Origin of the sequence: Bacillus sp. LUNF1, assembly GCF_011008975.1 — a bacterium.
GTDB lineage: Bacteria > Bacillota > Bacilli > Bacillales > Bacillaceae > Bacillus > Bacillus velezensis.
Genome location: NZ_CP048876.1, coordinates 686,449 through 705,303 on the forward strand (window position 1 = coordinate 686,449; position 18,855 = coordinate 705,303).

The following is an 18,855-nucleotide window of genomic DNA, read 5'->3' on the forward strand; positions in this document are numbered from 1 at the left end:
TAAATTTCTACCGTTTTTGCAGGAAAAGAAAAATCTATTTGTGTAGGAGATCCTTACAAAGCTCCTTAATAAAGTGGCGATTGTTAATGACTTGGGGAATGAAAGCATAATATTAACGTAAAACGATAAAAGGCTTCTTTTAAGAAGCCTTTTTATGTGCGTATATCTTCATAATAAAGATAATTATTTATAAAAAGATAATAAAGTTGGATAAAAATGAGGAAAATCCTGGCGGGAATGACGATATAAAGTTAGTGAACAACGGTATAGTATCTTACTTTTCGAGGTGAACAGAATGGGAGAAGAACAAGACATTATTACAGTAACGGATCTGCGCAAAAAATATGGATCATTTGAAGCAGTGAAAGGGGTATCCTTTTCTGTCAAACGCGGCGAGCTGTTTGCATTTCTGGGAACGAACGGTGCAGGGAAATCGACCACTATCGATATTCTCTGTACGCTGATTAAAAAGACATCCGGAAAAGTGGTAATAGACGGTTATACACTTGGTGAGGGGAAAGAGAATAATCATATCCGCAAAAAGATCGGAGTCGTTTTCCAAGAGAGCATTTTGGATGAACGATTGACCGTTTATGAAAATATCATGAACCGCGGACAATATTATCATTTAAGCAAGGCACAAGTGCAAGAGAACTATCAGTTTGTAACAGACTATTTAAAATTGGATGATATTAAGGAGAAAAAATACAGCGATTTGTCAGGCGGACAAAGAAGAAGAGCGGATATTGCACGTGCCATCATCCATAAACCGACTATATTATTTTTAGATGAGCCTACTACAGGTCTTGATCCGCAAACGAGAGTTTTTGTTTGGAATGCGATTAAAAGGCTGCAGGAAGAAACAAACATGACGATCTTTTTAACGACCCATTACATGGAGGAGGCCGCTGTGGCTGATAACGTTGTGGTCATCAAAGAAGGACGTCTGATCGCAGAGGGTACACCGAGTCAGCTGAAAGATCAATATGCGTTTGACAGTCTGCATATGATGTTTAAGCAAGGCGTTGATCCGACTGCATGGTTTGAAAATAAACAACTGGATTTTACGGTTAAAAACTCTATTTATTCCCTTCGTGTAGAGTCCACTCTCCAAGCGTTTGACATTTTGAAAGGTCTTGAAGGAAAAATTGAATCTTTCGAGGTGATTAAAGGGAATATGGATGATGTGTTTATCCATATTATCGAAGAACAAGGAAGCAGTTTGCCAGTAAAGGGGAGCATTGCATAAATGAAGTCTTTATCCAGTTTAATCAGCAGAAATATAAAAATATACTTCCGTGATCGAACGCTTTTGCTTCTTTCTTTGCTGTCAGTATTTATCGTCATTCTGTTATATGCCGTGTTCTTACAGCAGACACAGCTGGACGCCATTAAGGCCTTGGTCGGTTCGACAGATGATTCCAAAGCAATGGTGAACGAATGGATGGTGGCGGGATTGCTGTCCATTACAGCTGTGACAACGACTTTAGGCGCTTTCGGAATTATGGTGAAAGATAAAGAAAGCAAGAGAACGTATGACTTTTTAACAGCTCCTTTATCAAGGGCGACCATCCAATTGAGCTATGTCATTCATTCATTTGTCATCGGCTTGATCTTTTCTTTCATCGCCTTTTTAGGCTGTGAAATTTTTCTCGTTTCAACAGGCAGCAAGCTTTTAAGCGGAACAGATATACTTGAAGTATTGGGGATCATTATTCTTTCAGTTGCACTGTCAAGTTCCATAAATTTATTTTTAACGCTGTTTATTCACACACAAAATGCATTTTCGACGTTAAGTACGATTGTCGGAACAGCCATCGGTTTTTTATGCGGAGTATATGTGCCGATCGGCGGCGTACCGGTGTTTGTGCAGAAGATTATTATGTACTTCCCTATCAGCCACACCGCCGTTCTGTTCAGAAAAGCGTTTATGACAGACTCAGTTGATAAAGTATTTAAACATGCCTCTGCGGACCAAATACAGGAATATGAAAAGCATTACGGGATCGTCTACAAGTTAAACGGCCATTTTATCAGTACGGCAGCAAGCTTGTGGATCATTGTTATTACAGCCATCATATTTACCGTCATATCTATTTTCATATTTAAAAAACAAAATAAATGACCTCTTCAGACGATACATAACGATGTAACAGGCAGCATCCGTTTACTGGATGCTGCCTGTTTTGTTTATCATTATTCTTTTTGTGCTCAATTCTTAATTCCTCAAAGAGTTCTCGGATTTCTCTTAAAAAAGTGTTGAAGATATCTTTATTTACACTGTATCGGGCTGGTATATCTTGCGAATGAATCAGTTGACGTTTGGTGTCTTGAAGTGATAGAGAACCATGGTAGAGTCATCTAATATTTCTGCATAAAGATACATTTTTGCCCATTCACAAGGTATGATGTCATTTAATTTCTTACTAATAAGCTGGTACAAATCTTGCATTTTTTTAGTTTCCAACCTTTTTGCCTTCAATTGTCGAGAAATCCTAGTTATAAAAAATAGCCCAGAAAAGAAGGGCTGGGCCATTATTGATTTATAGACCGAAGTAGTTTATTACAAATTCTTTGTCGTCCTCATCTTCAGGCAAAATCCCCAAGTTTTGATATTCCCATACCACTTGCCGTTGTGTTCCGTTTAAGTCTGAGGCGATGACATCGGTGTAATCGTAGTCAATTGAGAATTTGCCGCTTCGTTCGAGATGTAAAGTGAGGTTTGTCCATAAGTCTTCATTGTTTGTTTTAAATTCATCCCGTAACTCTTCAAAGTAATCATGCAATTCATATAGAAGTTCGTCATATATATCTTCATCAACATTAAAATGTTCAGGAATATCGTGTGAATATATATATTCCTGATTTTGTGGAGTAGTAAAGAAGAAGTAAACTTCTGAAGAATCATCTAAAATTTCGGCATAAAGAGCAACCTTTTCCCACTCAGAGGGGATAATTTCATTTATTTGCTCAGCGATTTTTTGATATAGTTCGCCCATTTTTTCAGTTTCCACAATATCAGAATCCTTTTTAATTTTTTTAGCCGTTTGAAAGCTTATTATATGTTTAGATACTCTTCTATGAATTTTCTATCTTCCTCATCAGCTGGCAGTATGCCGAGATTTTGATATTTCCAAACATCGCGTCTTTGAAGGTCATCGAGTTCAGAGGATAAAACATCATCATAATTATAATTAATTGAAAACTTTCCGGTGTTTTCTAATTTTAAAGTGAGATTTGTCCAAATATCTTGATTGCCTAGTTTAAATTCTTCTTTTAGTTCTTCAAATAGCTCTTGAAGTTCAATCAGCAGTTGATCGTAAATCTCTTCGCTCACATCAAAATGTTCAGGTATATAATGAGAAAATAAATAACCACTGTTACTTGGTGTTGTAAAATAAAAGTATATATCCGCTGAGTCATCAAGTATTTCAGCATATAAAACGATCTTTTCCCATTGAGATGGAATCATTTCATTTAGATGTTCAGCAATCTTTTGATATAGTTGTTCCATTTTTTCAGTTTCCATTGATGATCCTCTGCCTTTGAATTGTTGATGGCATTATTTAATATTTAGATAATCCTTAACAAATTCTTTATCCTCTTCATCTTCGGGGAAAATACCCAAGTTATTGAACTCCCAAATCATTTGTCTTTCGTATTCGTCCAAATCAGATTCAATAACATCTTCATAATCATAATCAATTGAGAACGTTCCATCGCTTTCAAGATTCAGTGTCAAATTTGTCCATGCTTCAGGATTATTTTCTTTAAACTCATTGTGTAACTGTTTAAATAACTCTTGAAGATCTATTAATAGTTCGGTATAAATTTTTTTACTAACTTGAAATTGTTCTGGAATGTCATGAGAGTATATATATTCATCGTTTTCTGGTGTTTGAAAGAAAAAATACACTTCTCTGGAGCCGTCTAATATTTCTGCATAAAGAACAACTTTGCTCCATTCGGAAGGAATTATTTTTCCTATGGCATCAGTTATTTTTAGATAAGCTTTTTCTAACATCATTATCCCAACTTTATTCAACTTTATTAAATTGGATTTTCAGGATATTTATCTAAATATTTTTTTATTAATTTTTGTAATGATAGATCCCTAGGTTCTTCCCTTAAATATTTGAATTTCCAGATGATAAGCTGATCACTGAAACTATAATCTGTCTTAAACCAATCTGTATAATCAAAGTTGACAGTTAATTTTCCTGATATTTCCAAGATAAGAGTGAAAGAATAAAATAATTCTTGATCATGATCTTTGAAAACATCTCTCATTTTTTCGCTTAGTTTAAATAATTCCATCTCATACTGATCGAATTCATTTTCGTCAATATCAAATTCAAACGGAATTTCAAGACTGTACTTAAAATGATTAGGTTCATGTTGAGAATTGTAAAAAAAGTAAGTGCCTCCGCCTGTCTCTGAAATCTGAGCATAGAACAAAAATTTCTCCCATGGTTCTGGTATCATTTCGTTAACGGTTTCAGCTATGTTTCTATATATTGCATTTAATTCATTTTCCAATAAGGATTAGCCTCCAGCATTATAATTGGTAATTTGTAAGGATCATTTGTATCAAAAAATCCCCCCAATAAAGGAGAGGGTTTTTAATTTTGAGAATTTAGATACTGTTCTAAAAAGGATTTTAAAGGTTTACTCTTAGGATAAATTCCTACATTTTTATAAGTCCAGATTGTTTGTCTTTGAGAGATGGTATATGGAGATTGAATAACGTCTTCATAATTATAATCTATCGAGAATTCTCCGCTTATCGCCAGATTAAGTGTTAAATTAGTCCATATATCTTGATTGTTTTCTTTAAATTCATCTCGTAATTCCTCGAATAAGTCATGCAAGTCAAATAACAGCCCCTCATAAATCTCCTCACTGACATGGAAATGCTCAGGAATGTTATGAGAATAGATAAAATCTTCACTATGTGGAGTATTGAAATAAAAGAAAACCTCAGATGAATCGTCGAGAATTTCAGCATAAAGAATAACTTTTTTCCATTCAGAAGGAATGATTTCGTTAATGCCTTCTGCTATCTGTTGATATAGATCACCCATTTTTTTTGTCTCCATATTAACCTCCGACCTGGTTTTTAATTCTCATAAGTTTAGGTTCTTGATCACCAATTTTATATTTCACCCTAAAAGCAGTGGGTCTTAATGAATCTCCTTTATACAATGCGTTGATTTCAACTGATACTTTTTGAGGAGGGTCTGCTTGTAAAGCCGCTGCCCAATCCTGCTCCATTTTATACCATTTCCCGCCGCTCCTATTAATCTGAGAATTCATCGGCACGATGTTGTCGAATTGGCCTGAGCCTTTGAATTGGGTGGCGATTAGGTGGCCTCCGTCGTCATCTGTCAGACGGTCTGGTTTACCTGCTTTTGACTGTGCATATTGGTTGCGTTTTGCTTCTCCCAGCTGCAAGTCTGCTTTGACACTTGTAATTCTACCATAGTTGTCAGTGGTGTACGTGTAGCCTTCTTTTGTTTTGTAGATGACATTCGGCTTCAATACTTTCTTTCTGGTCCATTTCGCAAAATGCTCGCCGTATTTGACCGTTACCGGCGGTACATGCGGTGCCGGTGTCCGTCTGCCGCTTGCGGAGGTTCCGTACGGTTTCGGCAGGATGACCTTGGCGAATTTCTGAAGTCCTTCTTTAAGTGTGACCCCGTTGACTGCGTTGTAAGGAATGCCCGCCGGCACTAAGTCGTGACGCGGATGATACGGGAGAATATCAGCCAGGGTGAGATCTCCCATTTGATTTAACTTGGTTTTGACGCGTTTTTTTGATACTTCCATGCCTGTGTTTACTTTTTGTTTGATGTGATCAACGGTTTGTTTTGAGACCGTTATCGCTTTTTGTGCTGCGGCGGATTTGCTTGCTGCTGTTTTGACTTTGGTTGTCACTTTGGCGGCTGTGCCTGTTTTTGAGACGGCGCCGACGCCTTTTGTGCCGACAACTGATGTCACAACGGTGCCCACTGCATATGACACCCATCTTGCTCTGGAGTAGGTGTCGCCATTCACCATGTCTTTTTGGTACGATTCTTCGATTGCCGCTGAAATGGCTTCATACGTTTTGATCGGGTGAGCCACCGCTCCTGTAATGGCTTCAACCGTTCCGCCCGGATCTGTGACCATATCCCACAGGCCTGTGACCGCGTCTTTTCCGGAATCATAAAGGCCGACGGCAACGCCTTTGAAACCGTCTGTAAGTTCACGCGTGTTTTCAATTTGAGTGAAGTAGCGCTGCTGTTTTTTTGTCAGGTTTTTATAGCCGATTGTTTTGGCCATTTCATAGAATTCATCGGCATTCGCATAATCGTAGTTTTTCAGTCTTTCTTTCAGTTTTTCAATCTCCCGCTCTTTCGCTTCTTCCTTTTTAATCGTCAAATAAGCATCCGAATGTCTTGCAATCTCGCCTTTCTTCTTATGGATGTCGCTTTCACGGTACGCCTTGGCATTGTAGTGAAGCGGCGTGGCGCTTTTTCCTTTGCCTGTGGCGTTTTGGAGCTGTTGAAAGTCGGCTTGGATGAACTGTTCGTTTGCTTCGGTTTCTGCGTATTCCTTCGTTAGATCGTGATCAAGCTTGCCGAGCTTATGTATCGTTTCGCTTCTTTTTTTGTCAGCTGAAGAAAGCTTCTGATCTGTGCTTTCGGTTGAAAATAATTCGAGCGAGATGATGTCTTCGATCTCTCCGAGGATGGAGCGCATGTCCTTTTTTTGCTCTTCCATAATCGCCTTTGATTTACTGAGGGCGTGGGTGAGCTCATGCTCCAGAAATGATTCCTCCACATGCGAATTGGAAAGTCCGGCATCTTCGACCTTACCGGGAAGGCTTGTGAGAAATGCGATTTTCATGTCAATCAGATCAAGCCAGCTGTCTGTGACGCCGGCGTGGTCCTTGAAAAAAGCTTTGATGTTATTTGCACCCCGGCCTGAGAAATCATTGTCACCAAGATCAGCCATGCCTTGAAACGCTTTTTTTAGATTGACCATCTGACCGCGCAGTTTTTTGTATTCACCCGCGCGCTGTTTGGCGGCGGCGAGGAGGGTGGTTGCTTCGAAAACTTTCATGACCATATCCTTTCTTTTGTTCGATATCAAAATTTTACCACGTGAGTCATGATATACAGTGTAGGAAATAGGTAATAAGAATAAAATGAATCTTTTGGCTTGCGACTTCCTTCCTGTATGAAGGGAGGCTTTTTATGTTTTGTACAATAACCCTCAAATTCGGCTTACTGCGCTCCGGTGATTTTAAGCGTGCCTGTTTTTTCTAATGTCTTACACTCGAAACAACCCAACCGCTGAGGTATAATAGAAGCAGAGTATTTATCATACAGATTCAATTCGTGAAAGAGAGTGGAACAAAATGGGCCGTAAGTGGAACAACATTAAAGAAAAGAAAGCATCAAAGGACGCAAATACGAGCCGGATTTACGCGAAGTTCGGCCGTGAGATTTATGTGGCGGCAAAACAAGGCGAGCCAGATCCGGAATCGAACCAGGCATTAAAAGTGGTGCTTGAGCGCGCGAAGACGTACAGTGTGCCGAAAAATATTATTGAGCGTGCGATTGAAAAGGCGAAAGGCGGCGCGGAAGAGAACTTTGACGAGCTGCGTTACGAAGGTTTCGGGCCGAACGGTTCAATGATCATCGTTGATGCGTTAACGAATAATGTAAACCGCACGGCGCCTGAAGTGCGTGCCGCATTCGGGAAAAACGGCGGAAATATGGGTGTGAGCGGGTCTGTCGCTTACATGTTCGATGCGACTGCCGTTATCGGTGTTGAAGGCAAGACGGCGGATGAAGCGCTGGAATTGCTGATGGAAGCTGATGTGGACGTGCGCGATATTTTAGAAGAGGATGACAGTGTTATCGTATATGCCGAGCCTGATCAATTCCATGCGGTACAGGAGGCATTCAAAAATGCCGGCGTTGAAGAGTTCACGGTTGCGGAGCTGACGATGCTTGCGCAAAATGAAGTCGAGCTTCCGGAAGATGCGAAAGCTCAATTTGAAAAGCTGATCGATGTGTTGGAAGACCTCGAAGACGTACAGCAGGTTTATCACAATGTAGATTTAGGCGAATAAAGACAAAAAGGCCGGGGCGGCACAAGTTCCGGCCTTTTTATTTTGCTTATGCGGTCGGCCTGTATCGTATTTCTCCGTAAGCAATTATTGATTATTTCGCCAAAACTGGGCGGATGCCCATACGTTTCCTTCCGGATATCATAAACTGGACTGTAACCTATGTGAAGGAGCGATAAATCATGAATGAAAGAAGACCGATTTACGGCGGAGGCTTCGGAGGCTACCCGGGGTACGGTTTTGGCGGCTACGGAGGCTTCGGAGGATATCCGGGACACGGTTTCGGCGGAGGCTACGGGTACCCGGGATACGGTTTTGGCGGTTACGGCGGTTTTGGCGGCTACGGCGGCTACGGAGGCTTCGGGGGATATCCGGGGTACGGTTTCGGAGGCTACGGCGGCTACCCGTTCCATCATCATCATCGGGACAGCCAATATATCTGATCATTCGGGAAAAAGCACTCTTGGAACAGCAAGAGTGCTCTTCTCATGTTATTGCAGCTGTGTTACGATTGGAGCAAAATCATCAAGTACATAGGACTTTTAAAGCAGATCTGTAAAAATCTCTTTATCGGGGGGTTTTACATGTGAGAAGTGAAGACGAAATGATGAAATTGATTCTTGATATTGCGATGAAGGACGAGAGAATCCGTCTTGTCACTTTAGAGGGATCAAGAACCAATAAAAATGTACCGAGAGACAAATTTCAAGACTATGATATTTCTTATTTTGTGACCGATATGGACTCTTTCACATCTGACGAAAGCTGGCTGGATCAGTTTGGCGAAAGATTGATGATGCAAAAACCTGAAGATATGGAACTTTTCCCTCCGGAGCTCGGAGACTGGTTCTCCTATCTAATGCTATTTAAAGATCATCATAAAATCGACTTAACTTTGATCCCTCTGAGTCAAACAGAGGATTATTTTACACAGAGTGATGGTTTGGCGGAAATAGTATTAGACAAGGATGACCGAATCAATAGTAAGATTATTGCGAGTGATGAACAATATCATATAAAGAAACCGACTCCCAGAGAGTTTGATGATTGCTGCAATGAATTTTGGATGGTTTCAACCTATGTGATTAAAGGATTAATGCGTAAAGAAATACTGTTTGCGCTGGATCATATGAATGACATTTTAAGGCCTAATGTTTTGCGTATGATTGCGTGGAATATCGGGATAGAGAATCAGTTTTCATTAAGTGTAGGGAAGAATTATAAGTATATTCAACATTACATGAATGCGAAAGATTGGGAAATCCTGCTGAATACTTATGTCGGCAATACTTATGAAAGCGTGTGGAAGGCATTGTTTGACTGCCAGGGTCTCTTTAGAGCATATTCAAAGTCAGTGGCTGATTTATTGAGATATGAATATCCTGAATATGATCAACAAATTACGGAATATACATTGAAACATTATCAGCGTTTTTAAGCAGATTTTTCATTATGATTTATTTACTTAAAATTCCAGATGAGTTGCATTGAGTCCGTTTCTAACGGGCTTTTTTATTTTCTTACAGGGCATAAATGCCGGTACGGATTCATACCTATTAAGGTCATGTGTTTAGGAAAGGAGGATCGTAATGAAAGAAAATCAGCCGTTTACACCGGTCAAATCCTATAAACCCTTCCACAGCCGGTTTGATCCCTGCCCGCCGATCGGGAGAAAATACTACAGAACGCCGCCGCATCTTTATATGCGGTTTCAGCCGTATCACTTGGAGCAGTTTTCTCCGATGGAGGCATTGAGAAAAGGGACCCTTTGGAAGGATCTTTACGATTTCTATGATAATCCTTATCGGGGGGGAATCGAATATGGCGAAAAAGATTGATGATGAATACTATCGGCTGCTGGAGCAAATTCAGGCGGCGGACTTTGTCTTGGTGGAGCTGACGCTTTATCTGGATACGCATCCCCATGACCGTCTCGCGCTTCAGCAGTTTCATGAATATTCCCGGTACTCAAGACAGCTGAGAAAGCGGTTTGAGCCTGAGTACGGACCGCTTCTGCAATTCGGCGTGAGTCAGGTCGGCGCTCAATGGGACTGGGGCCGCGGTCCTTGGCCATGGCAAGTATAAGGAGGGATCTGTAAATGTGGGTATATGAAAAAAAGCTGCAGTATCCGGTTAAAGTCAGTACATGCAACCCGATGCTGGCTAAGTTTCTCATTGAACAATACGGCGGGGCGGACGGCGAATTGGCCGCAGCGCTCCGGTACTTAAACCAGCGCTACACGATTCCTGACAAGGTGATTGGCCTGCTGACGGATATCGGCACGGAGGAGTTTGCGCATTTAGAAATGATTGCGACGATGATTTATAAGCTGACAAAAGATGCGACCCCGGAGCAGCTGCGTGATGCAGGGCTCAGTGATCATTACGTCAACCATGACAGCGCGCTGTTTTATCACAATGCGGCCGGAGTTCCGTTCACAGCGTCTTACATACAGGCGAAGGGAGATCCGATCGCTGATTTATATGAGGATATTGCGGCTGAAGAAAAGGCGAGAGCGACGTATCAATGGATTATTGATATTTCCGATGATCCTGACCTGAATGATTCACTCCGTTTTCTGCGTGAGCGTGAAATCGTCCACTCTATGCGTTTCAGGGAAGCGGTTGAGATTTTAAAAGAAGAACGTGATAAGAAGAAAATTTTTTAAACGGCCCTCAAACCCGACGGCTGTTTTTTTCCTTTCTGCGTTTGGTCTATAATAAAGGTGTCGAATATTCTGATTACAGGAGGATTTTATGACACCATTTACGATTACGGAGGAGAAGGCGGGGGCATTCCGGGTCACCTCCGCCCGGAAGGATGATGAAGAAGAGGTCATGGATCTGCTCGTGCAAGCGGCAGAATGGCTTCGCGATAAAGGGTCGAACCAGTGGAGCGGCCTTCTAGAAGGGGAAGATACCCACAATATGCGGGAGGCGATCGCCCAAGGGTATGTTTTTTTATTCAGGCAGAATGAAGAGCTGGCCGGCGTCGTCATGCTGCTTCCCGAAGCAAGCGGGTGGGACAGACGTCTATGGGGCGAGGAAGGACATGAGGAGTCCGTATATCTCCATCGACTGGCGATTAACAGGCGGTTTGCAGGGGCGGGGCTCGGCCGGACAATCATGACTTGGGCGGAGACGGGTGTGTCTTGTCCGGGAAAAACGAAAATCCGGCTCGATTGCGTGTCCGAAAACAAGGCGCTTCAGTCGTTTTACAGCGGAATGGGGTACGAATCAAAAGGACTCGCGCCGGGTTATCATTTGTTTGAAAAAAAGGTGAGTAAATAAAAAGCTTCTCATGACGGAGGTAAAAGACATGGGGTTTTTTTATCTGATCTGTCTGGCCGCATTTTGTCTTAACTTTGCCGTATCGGCTGTGCTCCGCAAGAAATGGCCGAAAAAGATGTGGCCTGAGTGCCTTTTGGCGGTGCTGGGCCTGACTGCTTTCGGTACGGTTGTTTACAGCATTTTCGGTGTCGGCGGCTGGGAAGGAATGGGCTTGGGGCTTGCCGCGATGTTTGCGGGTTCCGGAGCGGCCGCCGGTTATGCCGCTGAGGTGTGCTTACGGGTCGTCAGATCGAATCGAAAACAGTAAGCAGAAGTGAAAAAACGCGGCCTCGGCTGCGTTTTTTTGTGTGTTGCCGGCCGCTGTATAGAAAACAGGCGAATGTCCATAATGGTAATGACTTTTAAGAAGAAGGTGCGAATATGGGACATTTACTTACAGTGGCTTGGGAGTTAGTATGCGGTTTGGGTATTTTATTTGTGATTTTAAAATTGCTTGGAAAAACTCAATTCTCGCAAATTACGCCGTTTGATTTTATTTCCGCGCTCATCCTCGGCGAACTGGTCGGAAATGCGGTGTATGATAAAGGCGTCAGGATCTTTGAAATCATTTTTGCCTCTCTGTTATGGGGGATTTTAATTTATCTCATCGAACTGATTACGCAGAAAGTAAAAAGCTCCAGAAAGCTGTTGGAAGGCGAGCCGAGTATTATCATACATAAAGGAAAACTGAAATATGATGTGCTGAAAAAGAATAAGCTGGACATTAATCAATTGCAAAGCCTTCTCAGACAGGCGAATTGCTTTTCCATACAGGAAGCGGAGTACGCGATTTTAGAAACAAACGGGATGGTCAGCGTCCTGCCGAAATTTCAATATGACACGACGAAAAACGGCGACATGCAAATAAAGCCGAAGCAGGTCTCTTTGCCGGTCACGTTGATTATTGACGGCGAAGTGCTGTATGAAAATCTGAAAGAAGCCGGGCTGGAAGAAAAGCAGCTGAATCAGGAGCTGAAAAAGCTGAACATCAAAAAAACGGAGGACGTGCTGTATGCGGAATGGAAGCCTGATAAACCGCTGTTTGTCCTGCCGTATGAGGAGAAAAAATAAAAAGAGCATTGCCCTGGGGCAAATGCTCTTTATTATTTTTCGTGTACGCCTGTTTTAACGGCTCTGACATGATACATACCGACATCCGTCCCAAGCATATAATCAGGTTTCGGCTTGCCTTGGTTTGCTTTGTGGGCCGCGATGTGGTCTTCGCTTTTTTCCCATTGTTTCCAATGATCTTCTGACTCCCAGCGGATTAATACGACGACTTCTTCATCACCGCGGCGGACTTTTTTTTCCAGGACTGTTACGTCTATCAAACCTTCCTGCTTTTCAATCACGCCTTCTGAACTGAAGCGTTCGATTACTTTGTCGGCATGTCCTTCTTTTACGGTCATTTTTCTGATTTGCACAAACATCTGGCAGCTCTCCAATCCTTTTCACGCTTTATCCAACATTTTAAATGAAAATGATTCTCAAAGTCAATTGGGGTGCCTGACGGATTACGATTTCAGGAGAAAGACATGACCATCCTCATCTTTAAATTGCACGAAGCTGCCCCAGTCCATTTGTTTCGGTTCATCTAAAAAGGTGATGCCGTTCTTTTTCATCTGTTCGTATGCGGCAAAGACATCTTCACACTCAAATACGATAGAAGCCTTCATATGCTCGGCCCCTTTCATCATCGATTTCGGATAAATAACCAAATGAGTGGCGGCTCCTTTGGGCGCTACCTCAAGCCAGAAGGCGCCCGGGCCCATCGGATGCTCGGCGACGGTTTCAAACCCCGCTTTTTCCGTCCAGAATGTTTTCGCTTTTTGCTGATCATCAGTGTATACGGCGACTGTCGCGATTTTTTTGATCATCATACTGACCTCCTGTTTCATTTCTTTTATAGTGTATCCTCCTGCCGAAAAAAGCAATCAAAAGCTTTAATGTGCAGGTTTTTTTAATTTCTCTAGTGCGATCGGCGATTCCGATTTATAATTTAGACAAAAGTACATATTCTTGAAAGAGGAGACGGCAGTGAACAAAGACCAATTACTTCATGATTATATTATTACACATTCGGCAGAGCTGACGGAAAAATGGCTCAAGCTGAGACGGAAGCTGAGAGGGCGTTTTTATTCTGCGGATCAATTAAGTGAGGAAATGAAACGGCTGCTGATCGAGCAGCATACCTTTACAAACACGGTCATCGCAAGCGCTTTTTTGGAAGATCCGGCCGTTTTTCAGCATAACAAAGAAAAATGGGCCGCACAGGTAGCGAAAAGCAGAGTGGAGCAAGACGCGGAAGTTCATGAGGTCGTTGAGGCGATCGGCAATTCAAGAACCGTCTTTTGGGAGGCGGTCACCCGTTTTATGGATGAGCATCAGGACACCGTAACAAACGAGGATGCCCGCCGCTGGAATCACCTTGTCAACGGCTCGTTTGATCAGCTGATGACGGATTTTACTGAACAGTTTCAGAAATTAATGATCGCGAGGCTGTCATCTCAGCAGGAGCTTATTTCCGAATTGAGCTGTCCGGTTATTTTGATCGCGGATACGATCGGCACTCTGCCGCTCATCGGCTCGATTGATACGAGACGGGCGCGCGTGATTTTGGAGTCGGTGCCGGAAAACTGTGTCGCCAAACGGATCACAAACCTTGTGATTGATCTGTCCGGTGTGCCCATTGTCGATACGATGGTGGCGCAGCAATTGTATATGCTGTCGAAAACGTTATTTCTCCTCGGCATCAGAACCGTGTTTTCCGGCATTCGGCCTGATGTGGCACAGACTTCTATCCAATTGGGGCTTGATTTTTCAGAGTATCAAACTTACGGATCTCTGGAGCAAGCGCTCGCCAGCATGGGTGTCACATGTGTGATCGAGGAAGCAAAAGCATAGAAAAAAGGTGCTCCGTCCAGAGGCGGGGCGCTTTTTTTGTCAGCGGAAAACAATTTAAATATGTCGGAACGGAAGATTGCGTTCTTAAAAAGAGCAATATGACGCCTTGGGGGCGGGGGCGGCGACACGGTTTATATCAAAGCGAAGGAAGTGAAAGTTTTCGCAAAGAAAACATATCCAAAAATTGTGTAAATGTTATTGATTTCTGAATGAAAACATAATAGTATAATTATATATTTCTTATCAGAATAGTATGAATTAAAACACTCATTGTCAAAAGACGAACGGCCAGACATAAAGGGGGAGCATGATGACGTCCAAAGGAAACGTAGATCCGCATGTGATCGAAAAGATTATCAGTGCGCTGGAAACGCTCGATTTCGGGACTGTTCAGATTACGGTTCATAATTCCCAAGTGACACAAATTGATAAGGTGGAGAAATATCGATTTTCCCTGAAGAGCAAAGAAGTAAAACAATCTTAAAAAACAGCCAATGACAGGAGGCGGTACATATGAAGCATTCAACTGTTCCTTTCCGGGAGAGCCGGTATCTGCACCTGCCCGAAGTGCGCTTTCTGCATTGGTGCACGAAGCAATACGGCATTAACAAAGGCGTGCTCAATACAATTGACGGCTGGTTTTATGATGCGGGCGTCATTCCGATTCCCGTCAGGCGTCTTTATGTGCTGGCATTTCTCGATTTCGCGAAAACGCCGGGGCAGAAGGGGAATATCCGATTCGGGCACGGCGGATTGACGAAAAAACTGCATGATTTCATGGATATGCAGGAGTGCGCAGCAAAACGTCAGGCCTGACATCCTTAAAATCTTCTTAAAATCATACAAATTTCTCCCATTTTATTTATAATAGACCTATCACGATCATTTTTTGGGAGGACTTTTGACATGCAAACTGCTGCTTATGAGAGCAAACAATCTATTATGCAGCGCATTATAACGGTATTTGTGTTTACACTGTTAGTTGCGACAATCGGCCTGTATACGGGCCAGTTCATTCCGCCGGCATTCATGCTGCCGCTGTCGGTCTTAGAGGTCGCCATGATCATCGCCGCATTTTGGCTGCGCCGAAAAAAAGCCGTCGGATATGTGTTTGTGTTTTCATTCGCTTTCATTTCCGGAATGACGCTGTTTCCGATTATCAGCCATTATGCGTCCGCAGCGGGGGCCTATGTCGTATTGGAGGCATTCGGTTCATCGTTTGTGATTTTTGCGGTGCTCGGCACGATTGGCGCTAAGACGAAAAAGGACTTGTCGTTTTTATGGTCCTTCTTGCTTGTCGCTGTTATCGCGCTTCTCGCAGTGGGAATCTTTAATATTTTCAGCCCGCTGAATTCCGCCGCCATGATGGCGTATTCCGTCATCGGGACGATTGTGTTTTCAATGTACATCTTATACGATCTGAACCAGATCAAGCACCGGGACATCACGGCTGATTTGATTCCTTTGATGGCATTGACGCTTTATATCGACTTTATTAACCTGTTTATCAACCTGCTGCGGTTTTTCGGAATTTTAAACAGTGATGATTAACCGCGCGAAAAAGGCGCCCTGCTGAGAGGGGCGCCTTTTTATGTTCTGCCGCCGGAAAACAGCAGAAGCTTATCAAATAATACTTCAAGCATTTTTGTCAATTCCGCTTTTTGTTCAGCGGTGAAGCTTTCCATGACTCCTGAAATATTGGAGAAGTGGCCGGGAAGAAACAGCATCAGCTTTTCTTTTCCTTCCTTTGTGAGTTCGATGCTGATTTTTCGTCTGTCGCCGGTATGCCGGCTGCGGTTTACAAAGCCGTCCCGTGCGAGTCCGTCGATCAATCCGGTGATGGTCGCTTTGGTGACATTGGATTTTTTCGCCAGCTCCGTCGGACTCAGGCTGTGGCCGGGTGCGTCAAACAGAAACATTAAAATTTTGAATTTCCCTTCGGACAATCCGTGACTTGAGAAATAATGCTCCATGACCTGATTCATTTTTTTAGACATATCAAATAACGTCAAAAATGTTTTCAATGATTCAGCATCCATATCGGCGTAAATCCCAGCGCGTCCGGCAATCTGCGAGTAATCCGGCAAATGTCTCAACTCCATTTTTGTAAGCCTCCGTACCATTTTAGTGATTCAAAGTATAAGCTTGCCGGATTCAAAAGGCAACCTATAAAGATTGACAGTTTTTCAGCCTAGCTATATAGTAAGGTGGCTAATAGTTAATGAATAATAAATAAATAGAGAAGGCGGTATCGTGATGAACCATGAAGTGAAAAAGATCATCATAGCGGGCGGAGGGATCGGCGGCCTGTCCGCAGCGATTTCTCTCGGCAGAGCGGGTTTTGAAGTGACCCTTTGCGAGGCGGCGTCCGACATGCGAAAAAGCGGAGCGGGCATTCTCCAGCCTCAAAATGCGCTGCGGGTGCTGCGGGAAATCGGTGTGTATGATGAATGCTGTCAACACGGCTTTCAAACGGAATGGCTGAAGCAGCATGATGAAAACGGAACGCTGCAGTTTAAAGTGAGTGAGGCGTTTTTAGATGATTCATTGCCGGGGCGGAATAATATATTGCGGCAAACGTTAAACGATATCCTCAAAAAGCATGCTGAAGCGGCGGGGGTCACGATTCTGCTCGGTAAAAAAGTCGTGTCTTACGAAGAAACGGCAGATGACATAACGGTGCATTGTGCAGACGGAACCGCGATGACGGCTGACATTCTCGCCGGCTTTGACGGCATCCGCTCCGCTGTCCGCGATCAAATGCTGCAAAGAGAAGTGAAAACGGAGTATCTCGGCATGGGAGCGCACAGATTTTACATTTCTTTTCCCGAGCCGATATTTCATGATTCGACACTGATGTATAAAAAAGGGCAGACGCAGGTCGGAGTCGTGCCGCTCTCTGAAAAAACAGGATACGTATTTATCATCCGGCCGTATGACGCTGACTTCAGGGATGACGAGGACACGCGTTTTGAACGGGTGAAAGACTTGCTGCGCGGAATTCCGGGAGTGAAGTTTGTGACAGAGAATATGTCAAAGGAATATCCCGTTTTGTTTCATAAGATTGAGCAGATGGCGGTCAAAGAACCGTGGCACAGAGGCCGCGTCGTTCTGGGCGGGGATGCCGTCCATGCAGGAGCGCCGACATTGGCGCAGGGAGCGGCGATGGCGATTGAAGACGCGATTGTGCTTAGTGAAGAACTGCAAAAGCACGAAAACCATGAAACTGCATGTCAAGCATACTTCGAAAGACGGGCGGAGCGGGCATTACAGGTGCAGAATCTCTCATCTGAAATCGTCCGCCGCGAGATAAAGGGAACGCCCGGCGTCCAAGACATCATAAGTGAATGCTATCGATTGCTCAAAGAGCCTTATTAAATAAAGAAAGTCCAGAACATGGCGTCTGGACTTTTGTCAGTCTTGTTCAGATTTATTCCGTATCCGCTCAATCACCTCATGCAGCCCCTCAGGCTTATGAAACTCCACCGGCGAACTGCCTTTTTCAAACGAGATCGTCTCCGCCTCAATGAGCGCGACATAGCGCCCGTTCACTTTTGCGAGATGGATGGATTCGCCGAAATCAGCCAGTAATCCTTTAATCTCTGTTTCTCCGACTTTCATTTTCAGCTCGGCTTCCGGCGTGTGTTCAATGATCTGCGCGGATGCCTCGATGACTTGATGGGTGTCGAGGCGCTCCTGAATTTCCCGCTTTTCACTCGCTTCCCAAATTTCAATGTCGTGCTCAAACTGCTGAAGCTCTTCGCTGTTTTCTTCAAACGTTTCATACACGTGTTCCTGCACCATGTTCATGACTTGGCTTTTCATGATTTCCGGCATCGATTCGCCGTATTCGACAAATTTGAGAAAATCCTCGAAATAACGGGCGTGCGAGGCCTGGTGGATTTTCAGCTCATGCTCTTCCGTCATGCCTTCTTCCGGCATATACGGATATTGAATGCTTTTCATGTTTTTTGTCGTGATGGCCATTTCGACCTTTTTAATGAGAGAAGAGGCGTCTGAGATGCGGGCGACCTTCGGCTCGAAATCGCATTTCATCATAAAGACGAATTTGTCTTCAAAATACTTGCGCGGAACGGCCGATGCCACGATAAAGACACCGCCGCGCACGGCGCTTGTATCAAGGTAAGTGCGGACGAACTGCTCGCTTGCCTCGATAAATGCTTCCTTCGTATCCGCAAGTCTGGCGCGGTTGAAAAGGTTGTAATTCGGATTTGAATCAAGCTCATGGCTCGGCTCCGTGATAAAATGGCCGATTTTTGTGGGGACCTGCTCGGATTGCGGATGCCGTTCGGCTTTCCGTTTGACGATTTTCTTCAATTCCCCGTCAAGAAAATCCTTCAGCTCGCTTTCTTCAAATTCTTCCGTGTCAAGGGTCTGGAAATGTTTGAACTGTTTGTTTGCCTGTTCGTCTTTTCCTTCCACTTGAATGACGTAAAACGATAAAAACTTGATTTCAAAATCCATATGTGAACTCACCT

26 protein-coding genes and 1 pseudogene are annotated in these 18,855 nt (G+C 43.3%); 16 read left to right on the top strand and 11 right to left on the bottom strand.

The window, feature by feature from the left end:
- The first annotated feature begins 295 nt into the window (after nt 1-295).
- Both G4O42_RS03530 and G4O42_RS03535 read left to right on the top strand, forming a co-directional pair.
- Nucleotides 296-1,249: an ABC transporter ATP-binding protein gene (locus G4O42_RS03530; RefSeq protein WP_003155721.1), complete on the top strand. Its 954-nt coding sequence runs from the start codon at nt 296-298 to the stop codon at nt 1,247-1,249.
- Nucleotides 1,250-2,125, top strand: coding sequence for an ABC transporter permease (locus G4O42_RS03535; RefSeq protein ID WP_007609910.1), 876 nt, complete (start codon nt 1,250-1,252; stop codon nt 2,123-2,125).
- Nucleotides 2,126-2,192: 67 nt separating this feature from the next.
- On the opposite strand, the pseudogene G4O42_RS03540 reads toward G4O42_RS03535, so the two are convergent.
- From G4O42_RS03540 to G4O42_RS03570, 7 genes and pseudogenes are all read right to left on the bottom strand, one after another.
- Nucleotides 2,193-2,452, bottom strand: a pseudogene (locus G4O42_RS03540) (TIGR01741 family protein); the annotation flags it as partial.
- Between the two features lie 91 nt (nt 2,453-2,543).
- On the bottom strand, nt 2,544-3,014 hold the full coding sequence (locus tag G4O42_RS03545; protein ID WP_032872506.1) for an antitoxin YezG family protein: 471 nt from the start codon (nt 3,012-3,014) through the stop codon (nt 2,544-2,546).
- Nucleotides 3,015-3,058: 44 nt separating this feature from the next.
- Nucleotides 3,059-3,529 (bottom strand): TIGR01741 family protein, encoded by a 471-nt coding sequence (locus tag G4O42_RS03550; protein ID WP_032872504.1) that lies wholly within the window; start codon nt 3,527-3,529, stop codon nt 3,059-3,061.
- A gap of 33 nt (nt 3,530-3,562) precedes the next feature.
- Nucleotides 3,563-4,024: an antitoxin YezG family protein gene (locus G4O42_RS03555; protein WP_032872502.1), complete on the bottom strand. Its 462-nt coding sequence runs from the start codon at nt 4,022-4,024 to the stop codon at nt 3,563-3,565.
- Nucleotides 4,025-4,050: 26 nt separating this feature from the next.
- Nucleotides 4,051-4,539, bottom strand: coding sequence for an immunity protein YezG family protein (locus G4O42_RS03560; RefSeq protein WP_032872500.1), 489 nt, complete (start codon nt 4,537-4,539; stop codon nt 4,051-4,053).
- A gap of 83 nt (nt 4,540-4,622) precedes the next feature.
- Nucleotides 4,623-5,099 (bottom strand): antitoxin YezG family protein, encoded by a 477-nt coding sequence (locus G4O42_RS03565; RefSeq protein ID WP_032872498.1) that lies wholly within the window; start codon nt 5,097-5,099, stop codon nt 4,623-4,625.
- 1 nt (nt 5,100) lies between these two features.
- Nucleotides 5,101-7,107, bottom strand: a complete 2,007-nt coding sequence (locus G4O42_RS03570; RefSeq protein WP_032872602.1) for a T7SS effector LXG polymorphic toxin — start codon at nt 7,105-7,107, stop codon at nt 5,101-5,103.
- Nucleotides 7,108-7,405: 298 nt separating this feature from the next.
- Between G4O42_RS03570 and G4O42_RS03575 the strand changes: the two genes are divergently transcribed.
- The 9 genes from G4O42_RS03575 to G4O42_RS03615 all read left to right on the top strand — a co-directional run bounded on the left by G4O42_RS03575 (nt 7,406) and on the right by G4O42_RS03615 (nt 12,523).
- A complete protein-coding gene (locus G4O42_RS03575; RefSeq protein ID WP_003155709.1) occupies nt 7,406-8,125 on the top strand; it encodes a YebC/PmpR family DNA-binding transcriptional regulator in 720 nt (239 codons plus the stop codon).
- Between the two features lie 179 nt (nt 8,126-8,304).
- Nucleotides 8,305-8,565, top strand: coding sequence for a hypothetical protein (locus G4O42_RS03580; protein ID WP_032872496.1), 261 nt, complete (start codon nt 8,305-8,307; stop codon nt 8,563-8,565).
- A 143-nt stretch (nt 8,566-8,708) separates the two neighbouring features.
- Complete coding sequence (ant(6), locus tag G4O42_RS03585) at nt 8,709-9,560, top strand: aminoglycoside 6-adenylyltransferase (protein WP_032872494.1); 852 nt, start codon at nt 8,709-8,711, stop codon at nt 9,558-9,560.
- 151 nt (nt 9,561-9,711) lie between these two features.
- Nucleotides 9,712-9,960 (top strand): spore coat-associated protein CotJA, encoded by a 249-nt coding sequence (gene cotJA, locus G4O42_RS03590; protein WP_003155704.1) that lies wholly within the window; start codon nt 9,712-9,714, stop codon nt 9,958-9,960.
- Entirely contained in the window at nt 9,944-10,207 is a 264-nt protein-coding gene (cotJB, locus tag G4O42_RS03595) for a spore coat protein CotJB (protein ID WP_007408934.1), read from the top strand. Before cotJA ends, cotJB begins: the two co-directional genes overlap by 17 nt.
- Before the next feature lie 14 nt (nt 10,208-10,221).
- Complete coding sequence (gene cotJC / locus G4O42_RS03600; RefSeq protein ID WP_003155700.1) at nt 10,222-10,791, top strand: spore coat protein CotJC; 570 nt, start codon at nt 10,222-10,224, stop codon at nt 10,789-10,791.
- An 88-nt stretch (nt 10,792-10,879) separates the two neighbouring features.
- Nucleotides 10,880-11,413, top strand: a complete 534-nt coding sequence (locus tag G4O42_RS03605) for a GNAT family N-acetyltransferase (RefSeq protein ID WP_032872492.1) — start codon at nt 10,880-10,882, stop codon at nt 11,411-11,413.
- Between the two features lie 28 nt (nt 11,414-11,441).
- A complete protein-coding gene (locus tag G4O42_RS03610; protein ID WP_012117023.1) occupies nt 11,442-11,720 on the top strand; it encodes a YesK-like family protein in 279 nt (92 codons plus the stop codon).
- A gap of 113 nt (nt 11,721-11,833) precedes the next feature.
- Nucleotides 11,834-12,523 (top strand): YetF domain-containing protein, encoded by a 690-nt coding sequence (locus G4O42_RS03615; protein ID WP_012117024.1) that lies wholly within the window; start codon nt 11,834-11,836, stop codon nt 12,521-12,523.
- Nucleotides 12,524-12,555: 32 nt separating this feature from the next.
- Here G4O42_RS03615 and hmoA read toward each other — a convergent pair whose 3' ends face one another.
- Nucleotides 12,556-12,882 (bottom strand): heme-degrading oxygenase HmoA, encoded by a 327-nt coding sequence (gene hmoA, locus G4O42_RS03620; protein ID WP_003155696.1) that lies wholly within the window; start codon nt 12,880-12,882, stop codon nt 12,556-12,558.
- A gap of 84 nt (nt 12,883-12,966) precedes the next feature.
- Nucleotides 12,967-13,329, bottom strand: a complete 363-nt coding sequence (locus G4O42_RS03625) for a VOC family protein (RefSeq protein ID WP_032872490.1) — start codon at nt 13,327-13,329, stop codon at nt 12,967-12,969.
- A 160-nt stretch (nt 13,330-13,489) separates the two neighbouring features.
- Here G4O42_RS03625 and G4O42_RS03630 point away from each other — a divergent pair, with 160 nt between their 5' ends.
- The 4 genes from G4O42_RS03630 (at nt 13,490) to G4O42_RS03645 (ending at nt 15,907) form a co-directional block, all read left to right on the top strand.
- A complete protein-coding gene (locus tag G4O42_RS03630) occupies nt 13,490-14,356 on the top strand; it encodes an STAS domain-containing protein (protein WP_032872488.1) in 867 nt (288 codons plus the stop codon).
- A gap of 310 nt (nt 14,357-14,666) precedes the next feature.
- Nucleotides 14,667-14,840, top strand: a complete 174-nt coding sequence (locus tag G4O42_RS03635; protein ID WP_003155693.1) for a YezD family protein — start codon at nt 14,667-14,669, stop codon at nt 14,838-14,840.
- 29 nt (nt 14,841-14,869) lie between these two features.
- A complete protein-coding gene (ribR, locus tag G4O42_RS03640; protein WP_007408940.1) occupies nt 14,870-15,172 on the top strand; it encodes an FMN riboswitch-binding regulator RibR in 303 nt (100 codons plus the stop codon).
- A 90-nt stretch (nt 15,173-15,262) separates the two neighbouring features.
- Nucleotides 15,263-15,907, top strand: a complete 645-nt coding sequence (locus G4O42_RS03645; RefSeq protein WP_032872484.1) for a Bax inhibitor-1/YccA family protein — start codon at nt 15,263-15,265, stop codon at nt 15,905-15,907.
- Between the two features lie 38 nt (nt 15,908-15,945).
- Here G4O42_RS03645 and G4O42_RS03650 read toward each other — a convergent pair whose 3' ends face one another.
- The gene (locus G4O42_RS03650; protein ID WP_032872481.1) at nt 15,946-16,458 is read right to left on the bottom strand and encodes a MarR family winged helix-turn-helix transcriptional regulator; all 513 of its coding nucleotides are present in this window, start codon (nt 16,456-16,458) and stop codon (nt 15,946-15,948) included.
- Nucleotides 16,459-16,612: 154 nt separating this feature from the next.
- Here G4O42_RS03650 and G4O42_RS03655 point away from each other — a divergent pair, with 154 nt between their 5' ends.
- The gene (locus G4O42_RS03655; protein WP_023356765.1) at nt 16,613-17,734 is read left to right on the top strand and encodes an FAD-dependent oxidoreductase; all 1,122 of its coding nucleotides are present in this window, start codon (nt 16,613-16,615) and stop codon (nt 17,732-17,734) included.
- 36 nt (nt 17,735-17,770) lie between these two features.
- Here G4O42_RS03655 and G4O42_RS03660 read toward each other — a convergent pair whose 3' ends face one another.
- The gene (locus G4O42_RS03660; RefSeq protein WP_032872479.1) at nt 17,771-18,841 is read right to left on the bottom strand and encodes a DUF3900 domain-containing protein; all 1,071 of its coding nucleotides are present in this window, start codon (nt 18,839-18,841) and stop codon (nt 17,771-17,773) included.
- Nucleotides 18,842-18,855 lie beyond the last annotated feature (14 nt).

Bases quoted from the DNA above. Each gene is read 5' to 3' on its own strand.
- G4O42_RS03530 (WP_003155721.1), top strand. From the start codon at position 296: ATGGGAGAAGAACAAGACATTATTACAGTAACGGATCTGCGCAAAAAA.
- G4O42_RS03535 (WP_007609910.1), top strand. From the start codon at position 1,250: ATGAAGTCTTTATCCAGTTTAATCAGCAGAAATATAAAAATATACTTC.
- G4O42_RS03550 (WP_032872504.1), bottom strand. From the start codon at position 3,529: ATGGAAACTGAAAAAATGGAACAACTATATCAAAAGATTGCTGAACAT.
- G4O42_RS03555 (WP_032872502.1), bottom strand. From the start codon at position 4,024: ATGTTAGAAAAAGCTTATCTAAAAATAACTGATGCCATAGGAAAAATA.
- G4O42_RS03565 (WP_032872498.1), bottom strand. From the start codon at position 5,099: ATGGAGACAAAAAAAATGGGTGATCTATATCAACAGATAGCAGAAGGC.
- G4O42_RS03570 (WP_032872602.1), bottom strand. From the start codon at position 7,107: ATGAAAGTTTTCGAAGCAACCACCCTCCTCGCCGCCGCCAAACAGCGC.
- G4O42_RS03575 (WP_003155709.1), top strand. From the start codon at position 7,406: ATGGGCCGTAAGTGGAACAACATTAAAGAAAAGAAAGCATCAAAGGAC.
- G4O42_RS03580 (WP_032872496.1), top strand. From the start codon at position 8,305: ATGAATGAAAGAAGACCGATTTACGGCGGAGGCTTCGGAGGCTACCCG.
- cotJA (WP_003155704.1), top strand. From the start codon at position 9,712: ATGAAAGAAAATCAGCCGTTTACACCGGTCAAATCCTATAAACCCTTC.
- cotJB (WP_007408934.1), top strand. From the start codon at position 9,944: ATGGCGAAAAAGATTGATGATGAATACTATCGGCTGCTGGAGCAAATT.
- cotJC (WP_003155700.1), top strand. From the start codon at position 10,222: ATGTGGGTATATGAAAAAAAGCTGCAGTATCCGGTTAAAGTCAGTACA.
- G4O42_RS03605 (WP_032872492.1), top strand. From the start codon at position 10,880: ATGACACCATTTACGATTACGGAGGAGAAGGCGGGGGCATTCCGGGTC.
- G4O42_RS03610 (WP_012117023.1), top strand. From the start codon at position 11,442: ATGGGGTTTTTTTATCTGATCTGTCTGGCCGCATTTTGTCTTAACTTT.
- G4O42_RS03615 (WP_012117024.1), top strand. From the start codon at position 11,834: ATGGGACATTTACTTACAGTGGCTTGGGAGTTAGTATGCGGTTTGGGT.
- hmoA (WP_003155696.1), bottom strand. From the start codon at position 12,882: ATGTTTGTGCAAATCAGAAAAATGACCGTAAAAGAAGGACATGCCGAC.
- G4O42_RS03625 (WP_032872490.1), bottom strand. From the start codon at position 13,329: ATGATCAAAAAAATCGCGACAGTCGCCGTATACACTGATGATCAGCAA.
- G4O42_RS03635 (WP_003155693.1), top strand. From the start codon at position 14,667: ATGACGTCCAAAGGAAACGTAGATCCGCATGTGATCGAAAAGATTATC.
- ribR (WP_007408940.1), top strand. From the start codon at position 14,870: ATGAAGCATTCAACTGTTCCTTTCCGGGAGAGCCGGTATCTGCACCTG.
- G4O42_RS03645 (WP_032872484.1), top strand. From the start codon at position 15,263: ATGCAAACTGCTGCTTATGAGAGCAAACAATCTATTATGCAGCGCATT.
- G4O42_RS03650 (WP_032872481.1), bottom strand. From the start codon at position 16,458: ATGGAGTTGAGACATTTGCCGGATTACTCGCAGATTGCCGGACGCGCT.
- G4O42_RS03655 (WP_023356765.1), top strand. From the start codon at position 16,613: ATGAACCATGAAGTGAAAAAGATCATCATAGCGGGCGGAGGGATCGGC.
- G4O42_RS03660 (WP_032872479.1), bottom strand. From the start codon at position 18,841: ATGGATTTTGAAATCAAGTTTTTATCGTTTTACGTCATTCAAGTGGAA.